The sequence below is a fragment of the Aquiflexum lacus genome, from assembly GCF_015476655.1.
Classification (GTDB): domain Bacteria; phylum Bacteroidota; class Bacteroidia; order Cytophagales; family Cyclobacteriaceae; genus Aquiflexum; species Aquiflexum lacus.
The window spans coordinates 221,889-241,375 of the sequence record NZ_JABFHF010000004.1 but is presented as its reverse complement, the minus strand read 5'-3'; the positions used below and the strand labels follow the sequence as shown (position 1 = coordinate 241,375).

Below are 19,487 nucleotides of genomic sequence, written 5' to 3'. Positions count from 1 at the left end.
ATGTCATCAAAAAAAAACAGAAATTAGCTTCGGTATTTTACTAATAGGGCTAAAAAAGTAAGTAAAAGAAGTAAACCAAAAGCCCAGTAAATCCAATTTTTATTTCCCCCCAAGTCCTGAATAGGCTCCACATCTCCAAGCAATATCAATCCTGCCCAATACTGGGGAGAAAGGGTACGTCCTTTGGCAGTGGAAAGATATTTAAGTTTGGCTTCTTTCAATGCCTTATCCTTGGCCAATCCTTCGGCCAAAAACTCCAAAAAGTAATCCGTGATTTCCATACTGGATTTTTCATCTACCTTCCAAAGACTGGTCAATAGACTTTCTGAACCGGCATATTGGAAAGCATGAGAAAGGGAAACCATTCCTTCTCCGGGTTGATAGATTGGTTTTCCTGTTTCACAAGCAGTAAGCAAGGTAAGGTTTGACTCCATGTCGGTATTATAAATTTCGTAGGCATATAGGGCATTGTCTTCTTCCAAGGGATCACCATTTTTGGCAAAAATAAGTTTTGAAAATATCGGGCTTAAATTATTGGATTCCGCATGGGTACCGATATGGATGATTTTGTTTTTGGCCGCTTTTTCACGGAAGGTTTTAGCCGTGGATTCTTCCAATGCAAAAATGTCACCTCCTAATGTTTTTGCTGCTTTTTTGGCCAGATTTATGCTAAATGGTTGTGGCAAGAGAGAAAGGTAGGCTTTGTCCAAACTTAAAGAATCGTGTACCGATTTGAGGTAATCTTCTTTCATCTTGTCCAAGAAACCAGGAGTAAAAGCAATATAGTTGCCACGGATGTCTTTCGAATTTTTGGTAAAACCCAACCACATGCTATACTGGTAAGAAATATCATGTTTGACAAGCAAGCTATACAAAAGGAATTCTTCATAGGTTTTGATTTCCCTGTGGGTCAACAGGTCGAAGCTTAAATTGAACAGCATGCCATCAGGAATGATCAATACACTTGATTCAATCAATTTACCGCCAAATGGTTGCCAAAGCTGCTGATAAAGTTGGTAAGTAACGGCACCTAAGGCTGTTTGGTCATGCCAAAGGGAAGGTAGTTTTTTGACCAATTCGGGATTGAAATTCAATGAATAAAGTTGCTTTTTACCATTATTGATCACAATGGCTTTGAGATCCTCTCCTACAAAAAGATATCGGACAATTTGCTTTTCCTTTGGAAACACCAAGTCTCCTTCATGAATGTCCCCGTACCTGGATTGGTAATAGGCAGGGTAATCTGATTTGAGCATTTTCAAATGATTCTCCCATTTGGAGGAAACTGCCATGAATTCCTCCATATCCCCTCCTTCAGAGAGGATATATCCCAATTCGTCCCTGATCGTGGACTCTTCTTCTATGATGGATTCTGGTACCCCACTGAATTTTACCTGTCTTTGCTGGTTTAGTTGGGCACGAATTTTTGCATAAACGCTGGATTCGTGAGTTGCAATCAATTGGTCCAAATATTTTTCTTCCCCGGTTTTTTCATATAATTCTAGCTCGATCTGTTTTACAAAATCGATAATCTCCTGATTTTGGGAAAGCAAAACCCCCAAATCTTCGCTGTCGGAAAGCATTGCCTTTCGTTTTTCTAAAAGTTTAATACCCTGCCTCAGTTCGTTTAACATTGATTCAAGGTAAGAAATGGATCGCTCTTTTGTCATTTTGTAGTCCGACTTCCACTTGAGCAAATATGCCATGGGTTTTTCATATTCTATTCTCACTGAATCGGTAAGATTGGTGACAGACTCCAAAAGATTGGTAAGAATATCCATTCCCTCTTCCGCCTCTGTTCTGGCTGAAGCAAAACTTCCCAAATTGTAGGAGACACGGCTTTTGTTGATTACCTGATGAAAGCCTGGCAGTGATTGGATACCATTGGTTTTTTTGGTGTATTCATAGCCCATTTTTGACAATTGTTGGGCAATCCCAGGTTCTCCGTGCAGGGAGAAAAAATCAGCAGCATGGCCCAAAAATCCCAAGTAAACAAAATCCAAGGATTCATGATTGGTCTGTTGAAAGTACTTCAAAGCTGTATGATAACTTGCTTTTGCAGCATCAATTTCATTTTCACCTTCTGCGACCAAGGCAAGTGTGTAATAAATATCTGCCAATCGTAAAGGGAATTTTTCTTCCGTTGCATTGAGATCATCAATGGCCCGATTAAGGTATTTTTTTGCTTCTCCATAATTCATTAAATAACTATGAACCTGACCTACCATGATAAGGCTTTCTGTGATTTCTGGATGTCCTGCTGGGAAATACTTTTCTTTCTCCCTGAGCGTATGTTCATGGATCTGAAGTGCTTGGAGATAGTTTCCCATACTCTTATAGGTAATTCCCAAGTTCATCGAACTGTAAAAAATGGATAGCATGGCCCTATCCCGCTTGGGATCATCTATGGCTTGATCGGCAAAGGCTTTGCTGTTTGCGATGGATGACTTGACCATTTTCACACTTTCATCAAGCTTGCCTTTTACATCATAGACTGCCGCAAGGTTTCCCTCAATCATTGACCTTCGATACAATCGGTTGGTGGGACTATCTTCCATTTGATCCAAATAGGCTATACCCTCTTTCCAATAGTATTCCGCAGAATCCCACATAGAGGCATACCAGTAAGAGACTCCCAAATCATTGAGGATATTAAAGCGGCTTTCGGAACTGGTGTTAGGATCAAGATTAAATCCCTCCAAGGCTTTGAGGGTATGAGCGCGGGCAAGTGCAAAATCATTCAATTGGGTAGCAAGGACACCGAGATTGCGTTCTATGATCGCCCATTCGGAAGGAGTATGGTCGGGGATTTTATTCGTGAAGTCCAAGGCTCTTTGATTGGCGTCATAGGCCATTTGAATTTTTCCGGCAAACATAAAATACCGATGTGATTCCAAGTGAGCTTGTCTCAATACTCTTGGATCCTGAGTTTTTCCACTTAGGAAATTCAACCAATATTGGACTCGGTCCATTCCATATTGCATGTCCTTTTGCTTGTTACCAATAAATCCTGCAAGGGGGACAAAATAGCTGAGGTTCAAATAATCAGCATTTTTAATATAAAAGTTTGTATGTGTATCAAAGAAAATAATCGCACTGTCCAATTTGTCCTCGTTGATTGCTTTTTGGACTTGGGCCAATCGCTCATCGACTGTTTGCCCAAGTAGAAGTATGGGCAAAAAAAACCATATTAAACCGATTAAAGCTGTCTTTTTCACTTTTCCGTTAGTTCTTTCAACAAATCAATAGCTTGGGGATCTTGGCTTTGCCGCAGAACTTCTACCGCTAGGTCTTCTTTTCCCTCCAGGACATAAGCCAAGGCCAAATACCATATTGCGTCATTTTGAAAGTTTGAATTTTCATTGGTAGCCACAGCATCGAAATAGAAGATGGCAGGATCAGCTTTTTTGAGGGCCAAATGAGAAGCGCCAAGGAAAAACTGTAAGGTGTCGTTTTCTGGTTTGTCTTGAATTAATTTCTCCCAACGGGTAATTGCATCTTGATATTTTGCTGATTTATAATCCACCATAGCCCTGTCAAATTCATAATTGGATGCTGAACTCATGGCCGTCACCAATCCAGGGTCTGCTTGGTAGTATGCCATGAAAAGCCTTTCATTTGGGTCAGGCCTGAAAAGTAACAACCAAGCAAAAAATCCAACCGTCAAGAGCAATGAAGCAGCGATGGATAGAGGTTTCAAAGGGAATAAATTAATAACTTCTTTTTTATCAGCAGGTTTATTAGTTTCATTTGATGTTGTTGTTTCCATCTCCAATTCTTGATGTATTTGATCCAGATTGTTTCTGAAGGCTGCTTCTTCTACCCCTTCCAAAATGACTTTCATGTCTTCCATCTTTTGGGTAAGTACTTTGTCTGAAGCGATCGATTGTTCAAAAGCAGTCTTCTCCTTGCCCTCCATACTTCCCAGGATGTATCTTTCGAATTTTTCAAATTCTTCTTGCGATATATGATAATTATTTTCCAATTTGGGTTCTTTATTCTTTATTAATGAGCATTTCTTTTAGTCGCTGAATACACCTGTATTTGTTATTTCGGGCAGTTGCCTCGGTCCAATCAAATGCTTTAGCGATCATTGACATACTTTCTTTTTTGTAATAAAACCGGGTCAGTAATTCCTTGCAGTTTTCTCCAAGTTTAGTAAAAGAAACTTCAATCTTTTTTAATTGAATTTCCTTTTCGTCATTGACTTCTTCCTCTTTTTCATAGAAATTTTCGAGAGACACAGTCTTTTTATACTTTGGTGACCTGAGATGATCAAGCCATTTGTTTTTTGCTATTTGGTATAAATACCCGTTTAGCGCAGTTCCGTTTTCCGGCTTAAACCGATCATTCTTTATGTTTTTCCAAACTGCCACAAAGGCCTCCTGAAATATATCCTTTGCTTCATGATGAGTTCCATTATTGGAAAGGACATATTTTTCTACCTTAGGATATTGATCCTGATAGACACCTTGAAGAATATCAGCATCATTGTTTTTGATTCCTTCAAGAATTTCAATTTGGGTGAGTTTTCTAAAAGTATATTGCTGCATGGGATGAAAATTACAGAAATATACAATTAAATGTTTTTTATCCCAAATTTATGTTGTTTTAAATAATGATTTTTTAGCTAGTTTAGACTATTGGTTATTTGATTACTGAGATCATTCATTAATCAAGTATGGTCACCTCTATTTCTTTATAGTTGATTTTTGCATTTTGCAGTTGGGTTTGGAAGGTTTGGTACATCACTCCTTCCGAAACCCCTAGGCCCGCATAGGGTGAACCAATCAATACGACGAAGAATAAATCGTCACCCCTTTTATCCAACTGATTTACAACCAGACATCGGATACATCATTAAAATGTCATCAAAAAAAATGACCAAATATCTTTGGCCATTTACTTTTGAAAAAAATTCACCCTTAAGGTCTAAAACTGATCAATGTCCTGATATACATTGGTGTTTTGGGAAACCAATGCATTGGCAAGGGCAAAAAATTCTTGGTTAAAATTATTCCAAAGCGTGCCATTGGTATAATCCACACAGCCATTGAACAAGAGCACAGCCGCAAGCCCTGTGTTATTGTTTGTTTGGAATACTGTACGTGTTCCAGGAAGTGCCCCACTGAAACTGATACCATTTTGGCTTCGGACTATGCCAAGACCGAAGGTGTTATTGAGCGGACTCGGACCTGAACCTTTTATAAACTCCTCATAAATGGGACCTTCCAAAATCTGTTGCCGTCCAGGTCTATTGTTGATTGCCAATATAAATTTTAACAGATCTTTGGCTGAAATAACCATTCCCCCATCACCATCCCGTCTTTCAATATTGAATCCATATTCATACCCTTTGATATTCCCTATGCCGTAATATTTGACCTCGTTAGGATGTCTTTCTGCTAGGTTTCTTTTCGCCATTATAGCAGAATTAATTCCAAGTGGATTCAAAAAATCATCCTTCATAAACTGGAAAAATGACTTCCCACTTATTTTTTCTACCACTCTTGCAGCTACAAAATAATTTGTATTGACATACCAATATTGAGTTCCCGGAGCATATTTTAGGAGAGCATTGTCCAGCATCCAGTCAAAAAACTGCTTATTGTTTAAATTGGGACTGCTGTCTATTGCATCCCTATCATTTGACAGAACCCATCCTCCTGTTGTCATATGCAAGAGATGTCTGATGGTCACATTTTTTACCCTTTCGCTGTATGCCTTAGTACCAAAATCATTTGCCAAGATTCCCCCATCACCAAAAACCTTGTCGTCCAAATCCAATTTGCCCTCTTGGACCAATCGGAGAATAGCTACTCCTGTAAATGTTTTGGATATACTGGCAATTCTCATCCGGTGATCTGTTGTCATGGATTGGTTGGCTTCCACATCAGCTAATCCATAAGCTTTTGAATAAACGAGTTTACCATTTTTGCTAATGGCCAATGTGGCACCGGGGTATTCCCATTTTTCGATAAATTGCGTGATTTGATTATCAATGACAGCAATATCCTCCTGCGTTGTGGGTAGCTGTGGTCCGGGAGTGGGATCAATGTCATCTGAACAAGACCAAACAAATAAACTTATGGTCAACAGGATGGTGAAAGGTTTAAATAATGATTTCATGTGGTTTAGAAATTAAGGTATACATCCGATCATCGATATGATTTCAAATTGTCATCATGTATTTGGGAAATATTTTATTTTTACTTTTCAAAGCCGAAATCAATGGATAAAGAAGAAAATTATTGATATGGATTTTTGCTTACCAAACCTGACTATGAAAAAATACCTCCTCCCTCTTTTTATGCTTCTTGCTTGCGAAATTAATGAAGTAAAACCTCCGGAACCTGTTCACCCTATCCCCTCCGAAAGACAGCTTGCTTGGCATGAACTGGAATATTACGGTTTTGTCCATTTCAATATGAATACCTTTTCGGATATGGAATGGGGCATGGGAGATGAAAGTCCCGTACAATTCAATCCCACCGAATTGGATACCCGACAATGGGCCAAAGTGGTCAAGGACGCCGGGATGAAAGGGATCATCATCACTGCCAAGCATCACGATGGCTTTTGTCTTTGGCCTTCAGCTTATACGGAGCATTCGGTAAAAAATTCTCCTTGGAGAGATGGGGAAGGGGATTTGATCAAAGAATTGGCCGAAGCTTGTTCAGAATTTGATTTGAAATTCGGAATCTACTATTCCCCTTGGGACCGAAATCATGCTGATTATGGTAAGCCTGAATATATAACCTATATGAGAAATCAACTCACAGAACTGCTGACCAATTATGGGGATATTTTTGAAGTCTGGTTTGACGGTGCCAATGGAGGCGATGGCTATTATGGCGGAGCCAATGAAACCCGCAGGGTGGATAAAAAATCCTATTACGATTGGGAAAACACCTTTGCTTTGGTCAGAGAATTACAACCTAATGCGGTCATTTTCGGAGATGCAGGACCGGATGTCAGGTGGGTGGGGAATGAACATGGATTTGCTTATGAAACTACCTGGTCCAATTTGCTTCGGGATTCGGTCTATGCAGGCATGCCAGAATATTCTGATCTGTATGCCACAGGTCAGGAAAATGGAACCCATTGGGTACCGGCTGAGGCAGATGTTTCCATCAGACCGGGTTGGTACTACCATGCCTATGAAGACCATAAAGTCAAAACTTTGCCACAGCTTTTGGATATCTATTACAAAAGCATAGGTCAAAATAGTGCTTTGCTGATCAATTTCCCTGTGGACAGAAGAGGATTGATCCATGAAAAAGATGCTTAACAGATCATCAAATTATCCGAAAAAATTCAAGAGGATTTTGCGGATAACCTCATTAAAAATGCCGAACTCAATGCCAGCAACTCAAGAGGGATAAACTTTAGGATTTATCATGTGGCTGATGGAAATAAAGAGACATATTGGGCTGCAGAAGATGGAATCATTCATAATGAGATACTGATCAAATTGCCTGAAGTTACAAAAATCAACCGTTTTATGGCTCAGGAATACTATCCACTTGGTCAAAGGATCAAGGTATTTACTTTGGAAGCCAAAACAGGTAACGGTTGGGAGTTAATCGCAGAAGGAACTACTGTTGGTGTGAAAAGAATATTGCGTTTTGCTGATGTGGAAACTGATGAAATCAAGTTTAGCATCACAGATGCAAAAGCCAGCCCCACCCTATTCAGTTTGGGAGTTTACAATGCTCCAAAACTGTTGATAGAACCGATTCTCAACCGAAGCAAATCGGGATTGGTGGAACTAAGCATCCCTGAAAGCAATATGGATATTTACTATACTTTGGATGGATCTGAGCCAAATGAAAACAGTCAAAAGTATGCATCTCCATTTGAGATTTTGGAACCAACTCTACTGAAGGCCATCAGTTTTGATCCTTCCAATTCCACCAAAAGCGAGATGTTGGAGGTTTCATTAAACATTGCCAAAGCCAAATGGAAAGTTGTCCACAATGATCCCAATGCCGAAAAAGCCATCGATGAAGATTCTTCTACTTTTTGGAAAAGTACCGATAATGAGATAGTCGTAGACTTGGGAGAAGTACTTACCATTAAAGGCTTTAACTACCTTCCTCCACAAAACAGATATATGAGCGGGGTGATTTCCAAATATTCGTTTCATACAAGTACCGACGGGAAAAATTGGACGGAACAAGAAATTGGCGATTTTTCAAATATCCGCAATAATCCCATTGAACAAAGTATCCCATTACGAACTCCTGTAAATGCCCAATTCATAAAACTAAAATCCCTTCAAACTTCCGATAATCAATCGGCAGCTTTTGGAGAGGTTGGGGTTATATCCATTGACTAATAGATTATCATTATCTGTGAAGATCAGTGATCATCCGTGGTTTAATTACTAACCACGGATTTCGCGGATATGCACAGGTTTTATTGGTTCAGTATACTGATGAATGGGTGAATCAACTGTAAAACGCATAATATTTTTACAAGAGCCTTATCAGCAAACAATAGAAATTTCAAATACAAATCTGTGAAAATCAGTGCCCATCAGTGGTTTAATTACTAACCACGGATTTCGCGGATATGCACAGATTTTATTGGTTCAGTATACTGATGAATGGGTGAAACAATTGTAAAAGCAAAATATTTTTATGAAAGCCTTATCAGCAACCAAAAGAAATTTTAAGTATTAATCTTTGCAAATCAGAGTCTATCTGCGGGTAGAAAAAAATAAACTACTGGGAATTCTATCTTAAACGGATAAAATGAAGATAGTTGTTTATTGTTCGCTATTTTGACTTCTGATGGAAGAGATAAATAAAATCACCAAAGAAATCATAGGTAAATCATTCAGGGTTTCTAATTCCTTAGGGGATGGCTTTTTGGAAAAAGTTTATGAAAATGCTTTGGCATATGAATTAAAAAAGAGCGGATTAATTGTATATCAACAATATCCTTTGGAGGTTTATTACGAAGATCAAATTGTAGGTTCCTATTTTGCAGATATTGTTGTTGAAAATAGAGTTCTTGTGGAGTTAAAAGCTGTCAAAAAATTGGATGATATCCATTTGGCTCAAATTCTCCATTATTTGAAAGCCTGTAATTTTAAGCTGGGATTGTTGATAAATTTCGGTAGTCCCTCGGTAGAAATCAAAAGAGTAGTCAATGGATTTTAATTTAAGATTTGATTGGTATCCCCATCTGTGAAAATCAGCGTTATCTGTGGTTAAAGTATCATAACCACAGATTTTACGGATTTACGCTGATTTTTTATTCCATAAATGGATAAAATCGGATTGTTGATTCCATAATTTAATTCCAGTTAAGTTATTGATAATACCTCGTTATAGGCAATTCCATTCTTAATGCCCATCTATGAAAATCAGCGTTATCTGTGGTTAAAGAATCCAAACACGGATTTCAGGGAATAACGCTGATTTTTTCTGTCAAAGCATGTGATCGAGTGGTTGATTCCGAAATTAGATTCCATTTATGTTACTGATTAAATAACTAAAACTTCATCCAATCTTAAGTTCCCAATCCGTGAAATCTGTGGTTAAACTGAAAAAGCCAAGTCAAATAAAAACCATCCCTAAATTTTTGTTATGAAAAATGATGATATACTTTTACCTTATTCCCCTGATTAACATTTCATCCAAATGACCTCAATATGAAAAGAAGAGATGCCCTCCGGAGTCTGGCACTCCTGACAGGAGGTTTGGTGCTGGTGCCTTCCTGCGATTTCTCTAAAGAAGATATACTCGGCGCTTACCAAAACCTTGAAATCACCCCTACCCTAAAACAGCTTTTGGCTGAAATTGCAGATACCATTATCCCTGCAGGTAATCTAAAAGGTGCCGCGGATATTGAAGTGCAGGATTTTATCCTGGTCATGGTCAATGACTGTATGGAAAAAGAAGCCCAACAAATTTTTATGTCTGGACTAAAAGGTTTTGATGATTTTAGCAAAAAATCTACAAGAGACAAATTTGAGAAATTGTCCCAAGAGCAAAGAGAAACTTTGGTTTTGGAAGGATTATCCACTGAGGATGAAAGCCAACAAGTCATAAAGAATTTCCTGAGGACTACCAAACGCTTTACCATTCAAGGTTTTATGGTATCGGAATATATGCAGACCGAAGTAAAACCCTATTCCCTTATTCCTGGAGAATACAAGGGAGATGTCCTGATTGCCGAACTTAAACCTGAAAGAATCAATGGCTAATTTCAATATAGACGCAACAAAAGAAAGAACATTTCAGGCCATTGTAATCGGTTCGGGAATGAGTGGAAGTTGGGCTGCAAAAGAACTCTGTGAACATGGCGTAAAAACCCTGGTCATTGAAAGAGGCCGCGATGTCAAGCACATCAAGGATTATCCCACTACCAATATGCTTCCCTATGAATTTGAACATAGGGGACAGATTCCTCAGGCAGTTCAGGAAGAAAATCCTGTGGTAAGCCGATGCTATGCATTCAAGGAAGATGCCCAGCACTTTTTTGTGAAGGACAAAGAACATCCCTATGTGCAGGAAAAGCCATTTGATTGGATCCGTGGTTATCAGGTAGGAGGAAAATCCCTGCTTTGGGCGAGACAGGTTCAAAGAATATCCGACCTTGATTTTGAAGGGCCTTCAAGGGATGGCTTTGCAGTGGATTGGCCCATCAGATACAAGGACATTGAACCTTGGTATAGTCATGTGGAGAAATTTGTAGGGGTTTCCGGTAACAAAGATGGGCTTCCAAATTTGCCTGATGGTGAATTTTTGCCCGGCTTTCCATTGAATGTGGTGGAACAGTATTTTGCCGATCAACTCAAAAAGCACTATGGCAACGATAGGCATATGATTTTGGCCCGCTGTGCACACATTACGGGTAACTTGGATTATTATGCCAAACAAGGCAGGGCAAAATGCCAGAGCAGAAACCTTTGTCAAAGAGGCTGTCCTTTTGGAGGTTATTTTTCTGCGAACTCTTCCACAATTCCTTGGGCGGAAAGAACAGGGAATATGACAATGCGGACAGATGCCGTAGTTCATTCTATCATCTATGATGAAGAAAAAGGCAAAGCCACGGGAGTAAGGATTGTAGATGCCCATACCAAAGAGTTGGAAGAATACTATGCTGATGTAATCTTTGTCAATGCCGCGGCACTCAATACCAATTTGATATTACTCAATTCTACCTCTAACCGTTTTCCAAATGGGTTGGGGAATGACAATGGACTTTTGGGCAAATTTGTGGCTTTCCATAATTATAGAGCAGGTGTATCAGCCCAATATGAAGGACATTTGGAATATACTACCCAAGGAGGCAGACCTACCTCAGGATATTTTCCAAGGTTCCGAAATCTCCACAAGCAGGAGACTGATTTCTTGAGAGGTTATGCTGCCGGCTTCAGTGCAAGTCGTGGTACTTATTCCGACCAAAACAGTATTGGAATGGAATTAAAGGAGAGCTTGTTAAATCCTGATAAATATGGGCCTTGGCATGTGGGTTCCCACATGATGGGAGAGACCATACCCAAAGAAAGCAACTATGTGGCTTTGGACCCCAACCAAAAAGATGCTTGGGGGATTCCGCTTTTGAAAGTCAATGTGGATTATGATGACAATGACGAGAAAATGATCAAAGATTATCAGGAACAGATGACTGAGATGTTTGAAAAAGCCGGATTCACCAATATAAGACTCCGTGATGACAAGCGTGCCCCTGGCTTGGATATCCACGAAATGGGCGGTGTCAGAATGGGCAAAGACCCAAAAACCTCCCTACTCAATGCCAACCACCAACTGCATTCGGTATCCAATGTATATGTGACTGACGGGGCATCCATGACCTCCACCGCTACCCAAAACCCATCTTTAACCTATATGGCTTTTGCGGCAAGGGCAGCGCATCATGCGATGACGGGTTTGAAATAATACTTTCTTAGCCCCACTCAAAGGAAATTTGGGTGGGATCTTGTGCATCTTGGATGGATTTGATGTAAATAGGCTAAAATAAATATTTGGAGCGATGAGTATAGAAGATCAAAAAGCCATAATTATTGAAAAAGTCAAACAGGTTAATGATATTGACCTTATCAATGCCATTGAAAGTATGCTTGAATTTGCTTCCAAGAAAGATGTTTTGATTGAAATTTACGATGAGCATCAAAAATTAGTGATGAACAGGTTTGAAAAAGTTCGGCAAGACCCTGAAAGACTTTTGGACTTGGAAGAAGCTCAAAAAATCCTGAATGAGGAATGATTACCTGTAATGTCAAAGTAGATCCTGATGCCATTGTAGATATTAAAGAAATGGTACAATGATATCCAAAGAGGACTTGGCAGTAAATTTCGAAGTATTGTGATGGAACAGATCAAGTCTTTAAAAAATGACCCTCGTATTTAGCCGCACATCATGCGATAATTACCAACGATTTAAATAACCAGCACCATCCCCTTTTTTATTTCCCAAAACATAAAACAGGCCGGCATTGACAGTGATAAACTGCATGTGTGTCCTGTAAGAAGAGCCTGCATGGTATTCATGAATTATATCAGGCTGTGCAGCACTCACAAAATCAAAAGATACATTTTCGCCTCTTAGGGTGGTTGTGTTGTTGCTAGGTTCGTTCAAACTCATGTACCTTACTTCTCCGCCATTTAGGTAGTTAAGGCGAATATCAAAAAGCCATTTTCTTCTTTCGAGGGATTTGAAAGGATAACTCAAATCAAACCTTAGGCCGCCGCCCAGGAGTAAATATGAAGTCCGGTCGCTCACTAATGTAGTGGATTCCAAAGGTTTTGGACAATCTGAGGTAAATACCTCTCTTGGATCAAGGATGGACAAATCAGTGGAAATATTGCTCAAACCGCCTCCAAAAAACAGGTAAGGCTGGGCAAATCCGTTATCCACAATATCATACTTTATATATGCTGAATTGTTTGTAAAGAGGTTATAAATTTCTACATCAACATTGCCTTCATAGCCATTATCAAAGCGATACAATTCTTCCCGCTTTTCATTTCCATAATCTGAAATTGCAAATTGAACACCTACACTGAGTTTGGTCTTGGGAATGCGGTAGGCCAAATCTGTAGAAAAGCCATGACTTGCACGATTGATATAAGTACTCATCGGCCCTCGGGGCGTGGAGTTGAGGTATCCTAAACCAACCTCAAACTGGGCCTGAGAGAAGATAGGAATCAATAGCAAAGGCATCAAAAAAACCGAAAGAAGAATAAGTCTGTTTTTCATGGGTTTCAGAATTAAATGAATCTTATACTTACATTGAAAATGTCCTTAAAAAGGATACTCAATTGTACGGGATTAAACTAAAAAAAGTTAAAAAAATTATTTGGTATATTCGCCGTTTCCGACATACTATTTCTTTTTATTCAGATATGTACGTATTATCTTCGCTGTAAACAGATTATTGATAATTATATTATAATCAATAACAATATTCATTTTATAGACCTTATCTCCCCAATACCCCCTTCAAATCCGCCGGCGAGTAATTAACAGACTTTAAAGTTTTCCGGTCTTCCTTTCTAAATACCAAAAACAGTTCACCTTCTTGTTCATAAAAACAATCTACTCCCTGACTTGCATAATGTTCAACCGTCTTTTGGGCTTCCCCTTCGGTTTTGCAGGCTTTGCTCATATTGGACCTTTGGACCTCATCAAATAGTTCCTTGAATTTGTCAGCCAATCCGAATTCCAAAATTGCCCCGGACAATACATATTGGATGTCACAAAGGGCATCGGCAATTTCCACGATATCTCCGTTTTGAATTCCTTCTTCCAATTCTTTCAGTTCCTCGGAAATCAGGGAAACCCGCAATTGACATCTCTTTGCATCAGGGATTTGGGGTTCGGGAAGGATGGGATGTTTGAAAGTCTGATGGAAAGCAGCGACTGAGGTGAGGCTTTTTGGATCTTGCATGGAGGAATTTATAGAAGTGGTGTTTTAAAAACTTATCAATTATACTCCCCGATTTGGGGAAAAACGCTTTTTCAAATAAAATAAAAATGGCCGGAAAAACCGGCCACTTAATAATTATTTTAAGCAGTTTATTATACTAAAGTATCATATCGTCTGCCCACTTCATCCCAATTGACAACACTCCAAAAGGCAGTCACATAATCAGGTCTTCTGTTTTGGTAATTGAGATAATAGGCATGTTCCCATACATCGATGCCCATTAACGGTATTCCCTGAAATTCGGAGATGTCCATCAAAGGGTTGTCCTGATTAGGGGTAGAACCTACCTTCAGTAAATTGTCTTTATCCAATACCAACCAAGCCCAACCTGATCCAAATCTGGTTTTGGCGGCTGTCTCAAACTGCTCTTTAAAAACTTCAAAGCTTCCAAATGCTCCTGTGATGGCTTCTGCCAAATTGCCGCTTGGCATTCCCTGTCCCGAAGGCGTCATGATTTTCCAAAAAAGCTCATGATTGTAGTGTCCGCCTCCATTGTTTCTCATCTTGGTTGAATACTTGGAGATATTCATCATCACTTCTTCCAAAGGCCTGCTTACATCCACATTTTCTTCTGACGCTGCTTCTCCAAGGTTTTTGGCATAAGCTGCGGCGTGTTTGGTATAATGTATTTCCATGGTCATTTGATCGATATGTGGCTCCAAAGCCATATAATCATAACCTAATGGAGTCTGTTCGAAACCTGTACTCAGTAAAGAAACGGCTTCTCCTTCACTCTCTCCACCACCACAGGCGGTCAGAAATGCAGAGCCGATCATACTGCTTCCTATGCCCAAAGCAAAGGTCGCCTTTGAACTATGGCTTAGAAATGTTCTTCTGGAAACATTAAAATTTGTCTTTTTCATAGATTGATTTTTTCTTTTTGAAATGGTTTTTCATTCTAAAGAATTTCCAAGTTAACCAATTCGACTTGATTTTGAAACCATAAATCAGACATTAAGTCTGAAATTGTGACAAGTTGGTTATGTTTGTAGAACCATAAATACTTGGTTTGGTTTTTGAAAAAAATACGTTACCTCTAAAAGGTATCAAAATAGACATGGAAATTTCCTTTTATAAATATCAGGGCACAGGAAATGATTTTGTTATGATAGATGACAGATCAAATGCTTTCCCTGAAAAAAACCTTCCTCTGATCCAAAATCTATGTCACAGAAAATTTGGGATTGGTTCGGACGGACTGATCTTAATTCGAAACAAAGTAGGTTTTGACTTTGAAATGATTTATTTCAATGCAGATGGTTCTCAGAGTATGTGTGGAAATGGAGCGAGGTGTGCTGTGGCTTTTTCCAAGTTTCTGGGAATTATTGGAATAAATACTAACTTCTATGCCATAGATGGCGCGCATGAGGCAAAAGTTGTGGGAAATGAGGTGGAGTTGGGCATGAGTCCAGTTTTAAATTTGGAAAATGCAGGCCATGATTTCTTTGTGGATACAGGCTCTCCGCATCATGTAAGGTTTGTGGAAAATGTGCTTGAATATCCTGTATTTGAAGAAGGAACCAAAATCCGCTACAATGACAACTATGCACCCAAAGGGACAAATGTGAATTTTGTCACGCCCTTGACCAATGGAGAAATTCAAGTCAGGACATACGAAAGAGGAGTTGAAGACGAAACCCTGTCCTGTGGAACAGGAGTTACAGCATGTGCCATAGTATATGGTAACCAAAAAGGGCTCAATGAAGTTAAAATAAAAACACTCGGGGGCAATTTAAAGGTTAGGTTTACTGAAAATCCAGATGGGAGTTTTCACCGCATTAAACTCATAGGGCCAGCAGAACAGGTTTTTGAAGGAAGAATTGAAGTATGAGATTTGAGACATAAGACGTGAGACGTGAGACGTGAGATTTGAGAACCAAGAAACAAGAAACGAGGGCCAAGACTTGGGTTTGTTTCACCTAAATCAATATAATGGAGGTGATCCAATAAATATTAAGTAAAAACAAAATTCTATTTTGTCTCTTCTCTATTGCCCTTATTGCTCTATACTTACTTGTATATCTAAATAGACCCAAATCTCATATCTCACATCTCATATCTCATATCTCATAAAGATTATTAACAAAAAGGCCTTAATTTTAAGGCCCCATATTATACTGAATCAATTATGTTAGAATTATTAGCCAAAGGTCTGGCAAAAGTTTTTGGAACGAAGTCAGATAGAGATATAAAAGAATTGGCCCCTAGGGTTCCCCTGATCAATGATGCCTTTAATAAATTAAAAAACCTCAGTGATGACCAACTGCGGGCGAAAACCGAAGAAATCAAAACGATCATCAATGCAGATTTAAAAACATTTGATGATAGAATAGCTGAATTAAGGGAAAAAATCAATGCACTTGCTGCTGATAAGGTACATGAGAAGGATGCGCTTTTCAATGAAATTGACAATACCGAAAAGTCAAGAGATGAGGCCTTGGAAGTGACTTTGGATAAAGTCTTGATCGATGCTTTTGCAATTGTCAAAGAAACAGCAAGAAGATTTAAGGAAAACGGGAAACTAGTCGTCAAAGCGACGTTACTTGACAAAGAACTGGCAGCCAAAAAAGCCAATGTTGAGATTTCTGGAGAAGAGGCTATTTGGCATAACAAATGGATGGCAGCGGGAACAGAAGTCGTATGGGACATGGTCCATTACGATGTACAGCTGATCGGAGGAATGGTGCTACATAAAGGTAAAATCGCCGAAATGGCCACCGGTGAAGGTAAAACTTTGGTTTCTACATTACCTGCTTACCTCAATGCACTTGCAGGGAGAGGCGTTCACTTGGTGACTGTCAATGATTACCTGGCAAAAAGGGATTCCGAGTGGAATGCCCCATTATTCGAATTCCATGGCCTAAGCGTAGATTGTATAGACAAATATCCACCGAATTCAGATCAAAGAAGAAAAGCATATGCCTCTGATATTGTATATGGCACAAACAATGAATTTGGTTTTGATTACCTGAGGGACAATATGGCCCGTGATGCCAATGACCTTGTTCAGGGAAAGCACCACTTTGCCATGATTGATGAAGTTGACTCTGTGTTGATTGATGATGCAAGAACACCATTGATCATTTCAGGCCCCATTCCAAGAGGTGATGAACATGAATTCATGGACATGAAACCAAGGGTTTCTACTTTGGTCGATGAGCAGCGTAAATTGGTGCAGGGATTTCTGGCTTCAGCCAAAAAACTGATTGCCGAAGGAAATGAAAAAGAGGGTGGTTTGTCTTTGTTTAGGGCTTTCAGGGGTATGCCCAAATACAAACCATTGATCAAGTACCTTTCTGAACCAGGAATCAGAGTTATCCTTCAGAAAACTGAGAATTATTATCTTCAGGACAATAAAAGGATGATGCCGGAGGCTGATGAACCTTTACTTTTTACCATTGAAGAAAAAACCAATGGCATAGAACTGACCGATAACGGAATAGAGGTCATTACCACGAAAAACGAGAACCCAACTTTCTTCATCTTGCCCGATATCGGTGTTGAGATCGCAGATATGGAGAAAAACCCGGATTTAGATGACCGTGAAAAACTGATCAGAAAAGAGGAAATCATCAAAGACTACGGCATCAAGGCCCAAAGAATCCATACTGTCAATCAATTGCTGAAGGCCTATTGTATGTTTGAGAAAGATACAGAGTACATCCTTGTGGATGGAAAAGTAAAAATTGTCGATGAACAGACAGGCCGTGTGATGGAAGGCAGAAGGTACTCTGACGGACTGCATCAGGCCATTGAAGCAAAGGAAAACGTGAAAGTGGAAGATGCTACCCAGACCTATGCCACTATCACGCTGCAGAATTATTTCAGGATGTACCACAAGCTTTCAGGTATGACTGGTACTGCCGAGACGGAAGCGGGTGAATTCTGGACAATTTACAAGTTGGATGTAGTGGTCATTCCGACCAATAAGCCAATCGTCAGGGATGATAGAGAAGATAAAGTTTATAAAACCGTTCGTGAAAAGTTCAATGCAGTAGCTGACGAAATCGTCGAATTGACGACTGCAGGAAGGCCTGTTTTGGTGGGTACAACTTCAGTTGAGATATCTGAAGTGTTGAGCAGAATGCTTACGATCAGAAAAATCCAACATCAGGTTTTGAATGCAAAACAACACGCAAGGGAAGCCGATGTTGTAGCTGAAGCCGGTAAGCCAGGAACGGTCACCATCGCTACCAACATGGCGGGTAGAGGTACTGATATCAAATTGACCCCTGAATCCAGAGCTGCAGGAGGTTTGGCCATTGTTGGTACTGAAAGACACGAATCCAGAAGAGTCGATAGGCAGCTGAGAGGTAGGTCCGGACGTCAAGGGGATGTGGGTTCATCCCAATTCTTTGTTTCCTTGGAAGATAACCTGATGAGGATGTTCGGTTCTGACCGAATTGCCAAATTGATGGATAGAATGGGTCTGGAAGAAGGAGAAGTAATCCAACATTCCATGATTACCAAATCCATCGAAAGGGCACAGCGTAAAGTCGAAGAAAATAACTTTGGAGTAAGAAAACGTCTGTTGGAATACGATGACGTTATGAACTCTCAAAGAGAGGTGGTTTACAAAAGGCGTAAAAATGCGCTGATGGGTGAGCGCCTTGAATTGGATATTCTGAATGTCATGTATGATGTGTCAGAAGATATCGTTCAGATGGGTAAGTCAACAGAAGATGTTGAAAATCTCAGAATGAACATTTTTAGTTCCCTGGGTATTGACCATCCATTTACGATTGATGATCTAAAATCAAAAGACTCGAATGTATTGACGAGAGAGTTGTTCGATGCAGCCTATAAAAACTATGTATCCAAAAATGAAAAGATATTACAGAAAGCATTGCCAATCCTTAAAGATGTACATATCCAAAGAGGTGCTACTGTAAAAGAAATCATGGTACCCATCACAGATGGGGTCAAGCAGATAGGCGTAGTTATCAACTTGGAGTCTGCTGTCAAACATGAGGGGAGTGATCTGATTCGTGCAATTGAGAAGAATGTGACTTTGGCCATCATTGACCAAAACTGGAAAGAGCATCTCCGTGATATGGATGACCTGAAGCAGTCTGTACAGAATGCGGTTTATGAACAAAAAGACCCACTTTTGATTTATAAATTTGAGGCTTTTGAAATGTTCAAAAGGTTTGTGGGTAGATTGAATGAAGATACGATTTCTTTCATTTCAAAAGCAGAACTTCCTACTCAGGATCCTAGTCAGGTTAAAGCTGCTCAATCCCAAAGAAGGGATGATGGAAATGTTAAGGCCTCCAAAGAAGAAGTCAGCAGTAGCCTTAATCCAGGATCAAGAAGACAATCAGCAGCTGCAGTTGCCAATAGGACCGAAGCACCACAGGTGGTTGCGCCTAGAAAATCAGAAAAAGTTTATGGCCGAAATGACAAGGTTTCGGTTCAATATGCTGACGGAAAAACTGTTAAAGATGTCAAATACAAAAGTGTAGAAAGGGATGTTGCTGACGGAAAATGTATAGTAATTGAACATTAACAATAACAT

16 protein-coding genes are annotated in these 19,487 nt (G+C 39.5%); 8 read left to right on the top strand and 8 right to left on the bottom strand.

Annotation, left to right across the window (positions count from 1 at the left end):
• Positions 1 to 23 precede the first annotated feature (23 nt).
• The 5 genes from HMJ38_RS05940 to HMJ38_RS05925 form a co-directional block, all read right to left on the bottom strand.
• Positions 24 to 3,179, bottom strand: coding sequence for a CHAT domain-containing protein (locus tag HMJ38_RS05940; RefSeq protein ID WP_194973452.1), 3,156 nt, complete (start codon positions 3,177 to 3,179; stop codon positions 24 to 26).
• Between the two features lie 35 nt (positions 3,180 to 3,214).
• On the bottom strand, positions 3,215 to 3,985 hold the full coding sequence (locus HMJ38_RS05935) for a tetratricopeptide repeat protein (RefSeq protein WP_194973451.1): 771 nt from the start codon (positions 3,983 to 3,985) through the stop codon (positions 3,215 to 3,217).
• A gap of 10 nt (positions 3,986 to 3,995) precedes the next feature.
• Positions 3,996 to 4,553 (bottom strand): RNA polymerase sigma factor, encoded by a 558-nt coding sequence (locus HMJ38_RS05930; protein ID WP_194973450.1) that lies wholly within the window; start codon positions 4,551 to 4,553, stop codon positions 3,996 to 3,998.
• Positions 4,554 to 4,671: 118 nt separating this feature from the next.
• A complete protein-coding gene (locus HMJ38_RS25285; RefSeq protein ID WP_228779908.1) occupies positions 4,672 to 4,830 on the bottom strand; it encodes a hypothetical protein in 159 nt (52 codons plus the stop codon).
• Positions 4,831 to 4,932: 102 nt separating this feature from the next.
• Positions 4,933 to 6,129, bottom strand: coding sequence for a serine hydrolase domain-containing protein (locus tag HMJ38_RS05925; RefSeq protein ID WP_194973449.1), 1,197 nt, complete (start codon positions 6,127 to 6,129; stop codon positions 4,933 to 4,935).
• Between the two features lie 154 nt (positions 6,130 to 6,283).
• Here HMJ38_RS05925 and HMJ38_RS25635 point away from each other — a divergent pair, with 154 nt between their 5' ends.
• The 6 genes from HMJ38_RS25635 (at position 6,284) to HMJ38_RS05900 (ending at position 12,246) form a co-directional block, all read left to right on the top strand.
• Positions 6,284 to 7,291: an alpha-L-fucosidase gene (locus HMJ38_RS25635; protein WP_317174496.1), complete on the top strand. Its 1,008-nt coding sequence runs from the start codon at positions 6,284 to 6,286 to the stop codon at positions 7,289 to 7,291.
• Between the two features lie 111 nt (positions 7,292 to 7,402).
• Complete coding sequence (locus HMJ38_RS25630) at positions 7,403 to 8,341, top strand: discoidin domain-containing protein (RefSeq protein WP_317174495.1); 939 nt, start codon at positions 7,403 to 7,405, stop codon at positions 8,339 to 8,341.
• 457 nt (positions 8,342 to 8,798) lie between these two features.
• Positions 8,799 to 9,170 carry a GxxExxY protein gene (locus tag HMJ38_RS05915; protein ID WP_194973448.1) on the top strand — a complete coding sequence of 124 codons (372 nt, stop codon included), beginning with the start codon at positions 8,799 to 8,801 and terminating at the stop codon, positions 9,168 to 9,170.
• Between the two features lie 494 nt (positions 9,171 to 9,664).
• Complete coding sequence (locus HMJ38_RS05910; protein WP_194973447.1) at positions 9,665 to 10,219, top strand: gluconate 2-dehydrogenase subunit 3 family protein; 555 nt, start codon at positions 9,665 to 9,667, stop codon at positions 10,217 to 10,219.
• Positions 10,212 to 11,918 carry a GMC oxidoreductase gene (locus HMJ38_RS05905; RefSeq protein ID WP_194973446.1) on the top strand — a complete coding sequence of 569 codons (1,707 nt, stop codon included), beginning with the start codon at positions 10,212 to 10,214 and terminating at the stop codon, positions 11,916 to 11,918. Before HMJ38_RS05910 ends, HMJ38_RS05905 begins: the two co-directional genes overlap by 8 nt.
• 94 nt (positions 11,919 to 12,012) lie before the next feature.
• Positions 12,013 to 12,246, top strand: coding sequence for a hypothetical protein (locus HMJ38_RS05900; protein WP_194973445.1), 234 nt, complete (start codon positions 12,013 to 12,015; stop codon positions 12,244 to 12,246).
• 162 nt (positions 12,247 to 12,408) lie between these two features.
• Here HMJ38_RS05900 and HMJ38_RS05895 read toward each other — a convergent pair whose 3' ends face one another.
• The 3 genes from HMJ38_RS05895 to HMJ38_RS05885 all read right to left on the bottom strand — a co-directional run bounded on the left by HMJ38_RS05895 (position 12,409) and on the right by HMJ38_RS05885 (position 14,832).
• The gene (locus tag HMJ38_RS05895; RefSeq protein ID WP_194973444.1) at positions 12,409 to 13,239 is read right to left on the bottom strand and encodes a hypothetical protein; all 831 of its coding nucleotides are present in this window, start codon (positions 13,237 to 13,239) and stop codon (positions 12,409 to 12,411) included.
• 223 nt (positions 13,240 to 13,462) lie between these two features.
• Entirely contained in the window at positions 13,463 to 13,930 is a 468-nt protein-coding gene (locus HMJ38_RS05890; RefSeq protein ID WP_194973443.1) for a pyrophosphohydrolase domain-containing protein, read from the bottom strand.
• A gap of 131 nt (positions 13,931 to 14,061) precedes the next feature.
• Positions 14,062 to 14,832, bottom strand: a complete 771-nt coding sequence (locus HMJ38_RS05885; RefSeq protein WP_194973442.1) for a superoxide dismutase — start codon at positions 14,830 to 14,832, stop codon at positions 14,062 to 14,064.
• A gap of 194 nt (positions 14,833 to 15,026) precedes the next feature.
• On the opposite strand from HMJ38_RS05885, the gene dapF reads away from it, so the two are divergent.
• Both dapF and secA read left to right on the top strand, forming a co-directional pair.
• On the top strand, positions 15,027 to 15,800 hold the full coding sequence (dapF, locus tag HMJ38_RS05880) for a diaminopimelate epimerase (protein WP_194973441.1): 774 nt from the start codon (positions 15,027 to 15,029) through the stop codon (positions 15,798 to 15,800).
• Between the two features lie 297 nt (positions 15,801 to 16,097).
• The gene (gene secA, locus HMJ38_RS05875) at positions 16,098 to 19,478 is read left to right on the top strand and encodes a preprotein translocase subunit SecA (protein ID WP_194973440.1); all 3,381 of its coding nucleotides are present in this window, start codon (positions 16,098 to 16,100) and stop codon (positions 19,476 to 19,478) included.
• The last annotated feature ends 9 nt before the right edge of the window (positions 19,479 to 19,487 follow it).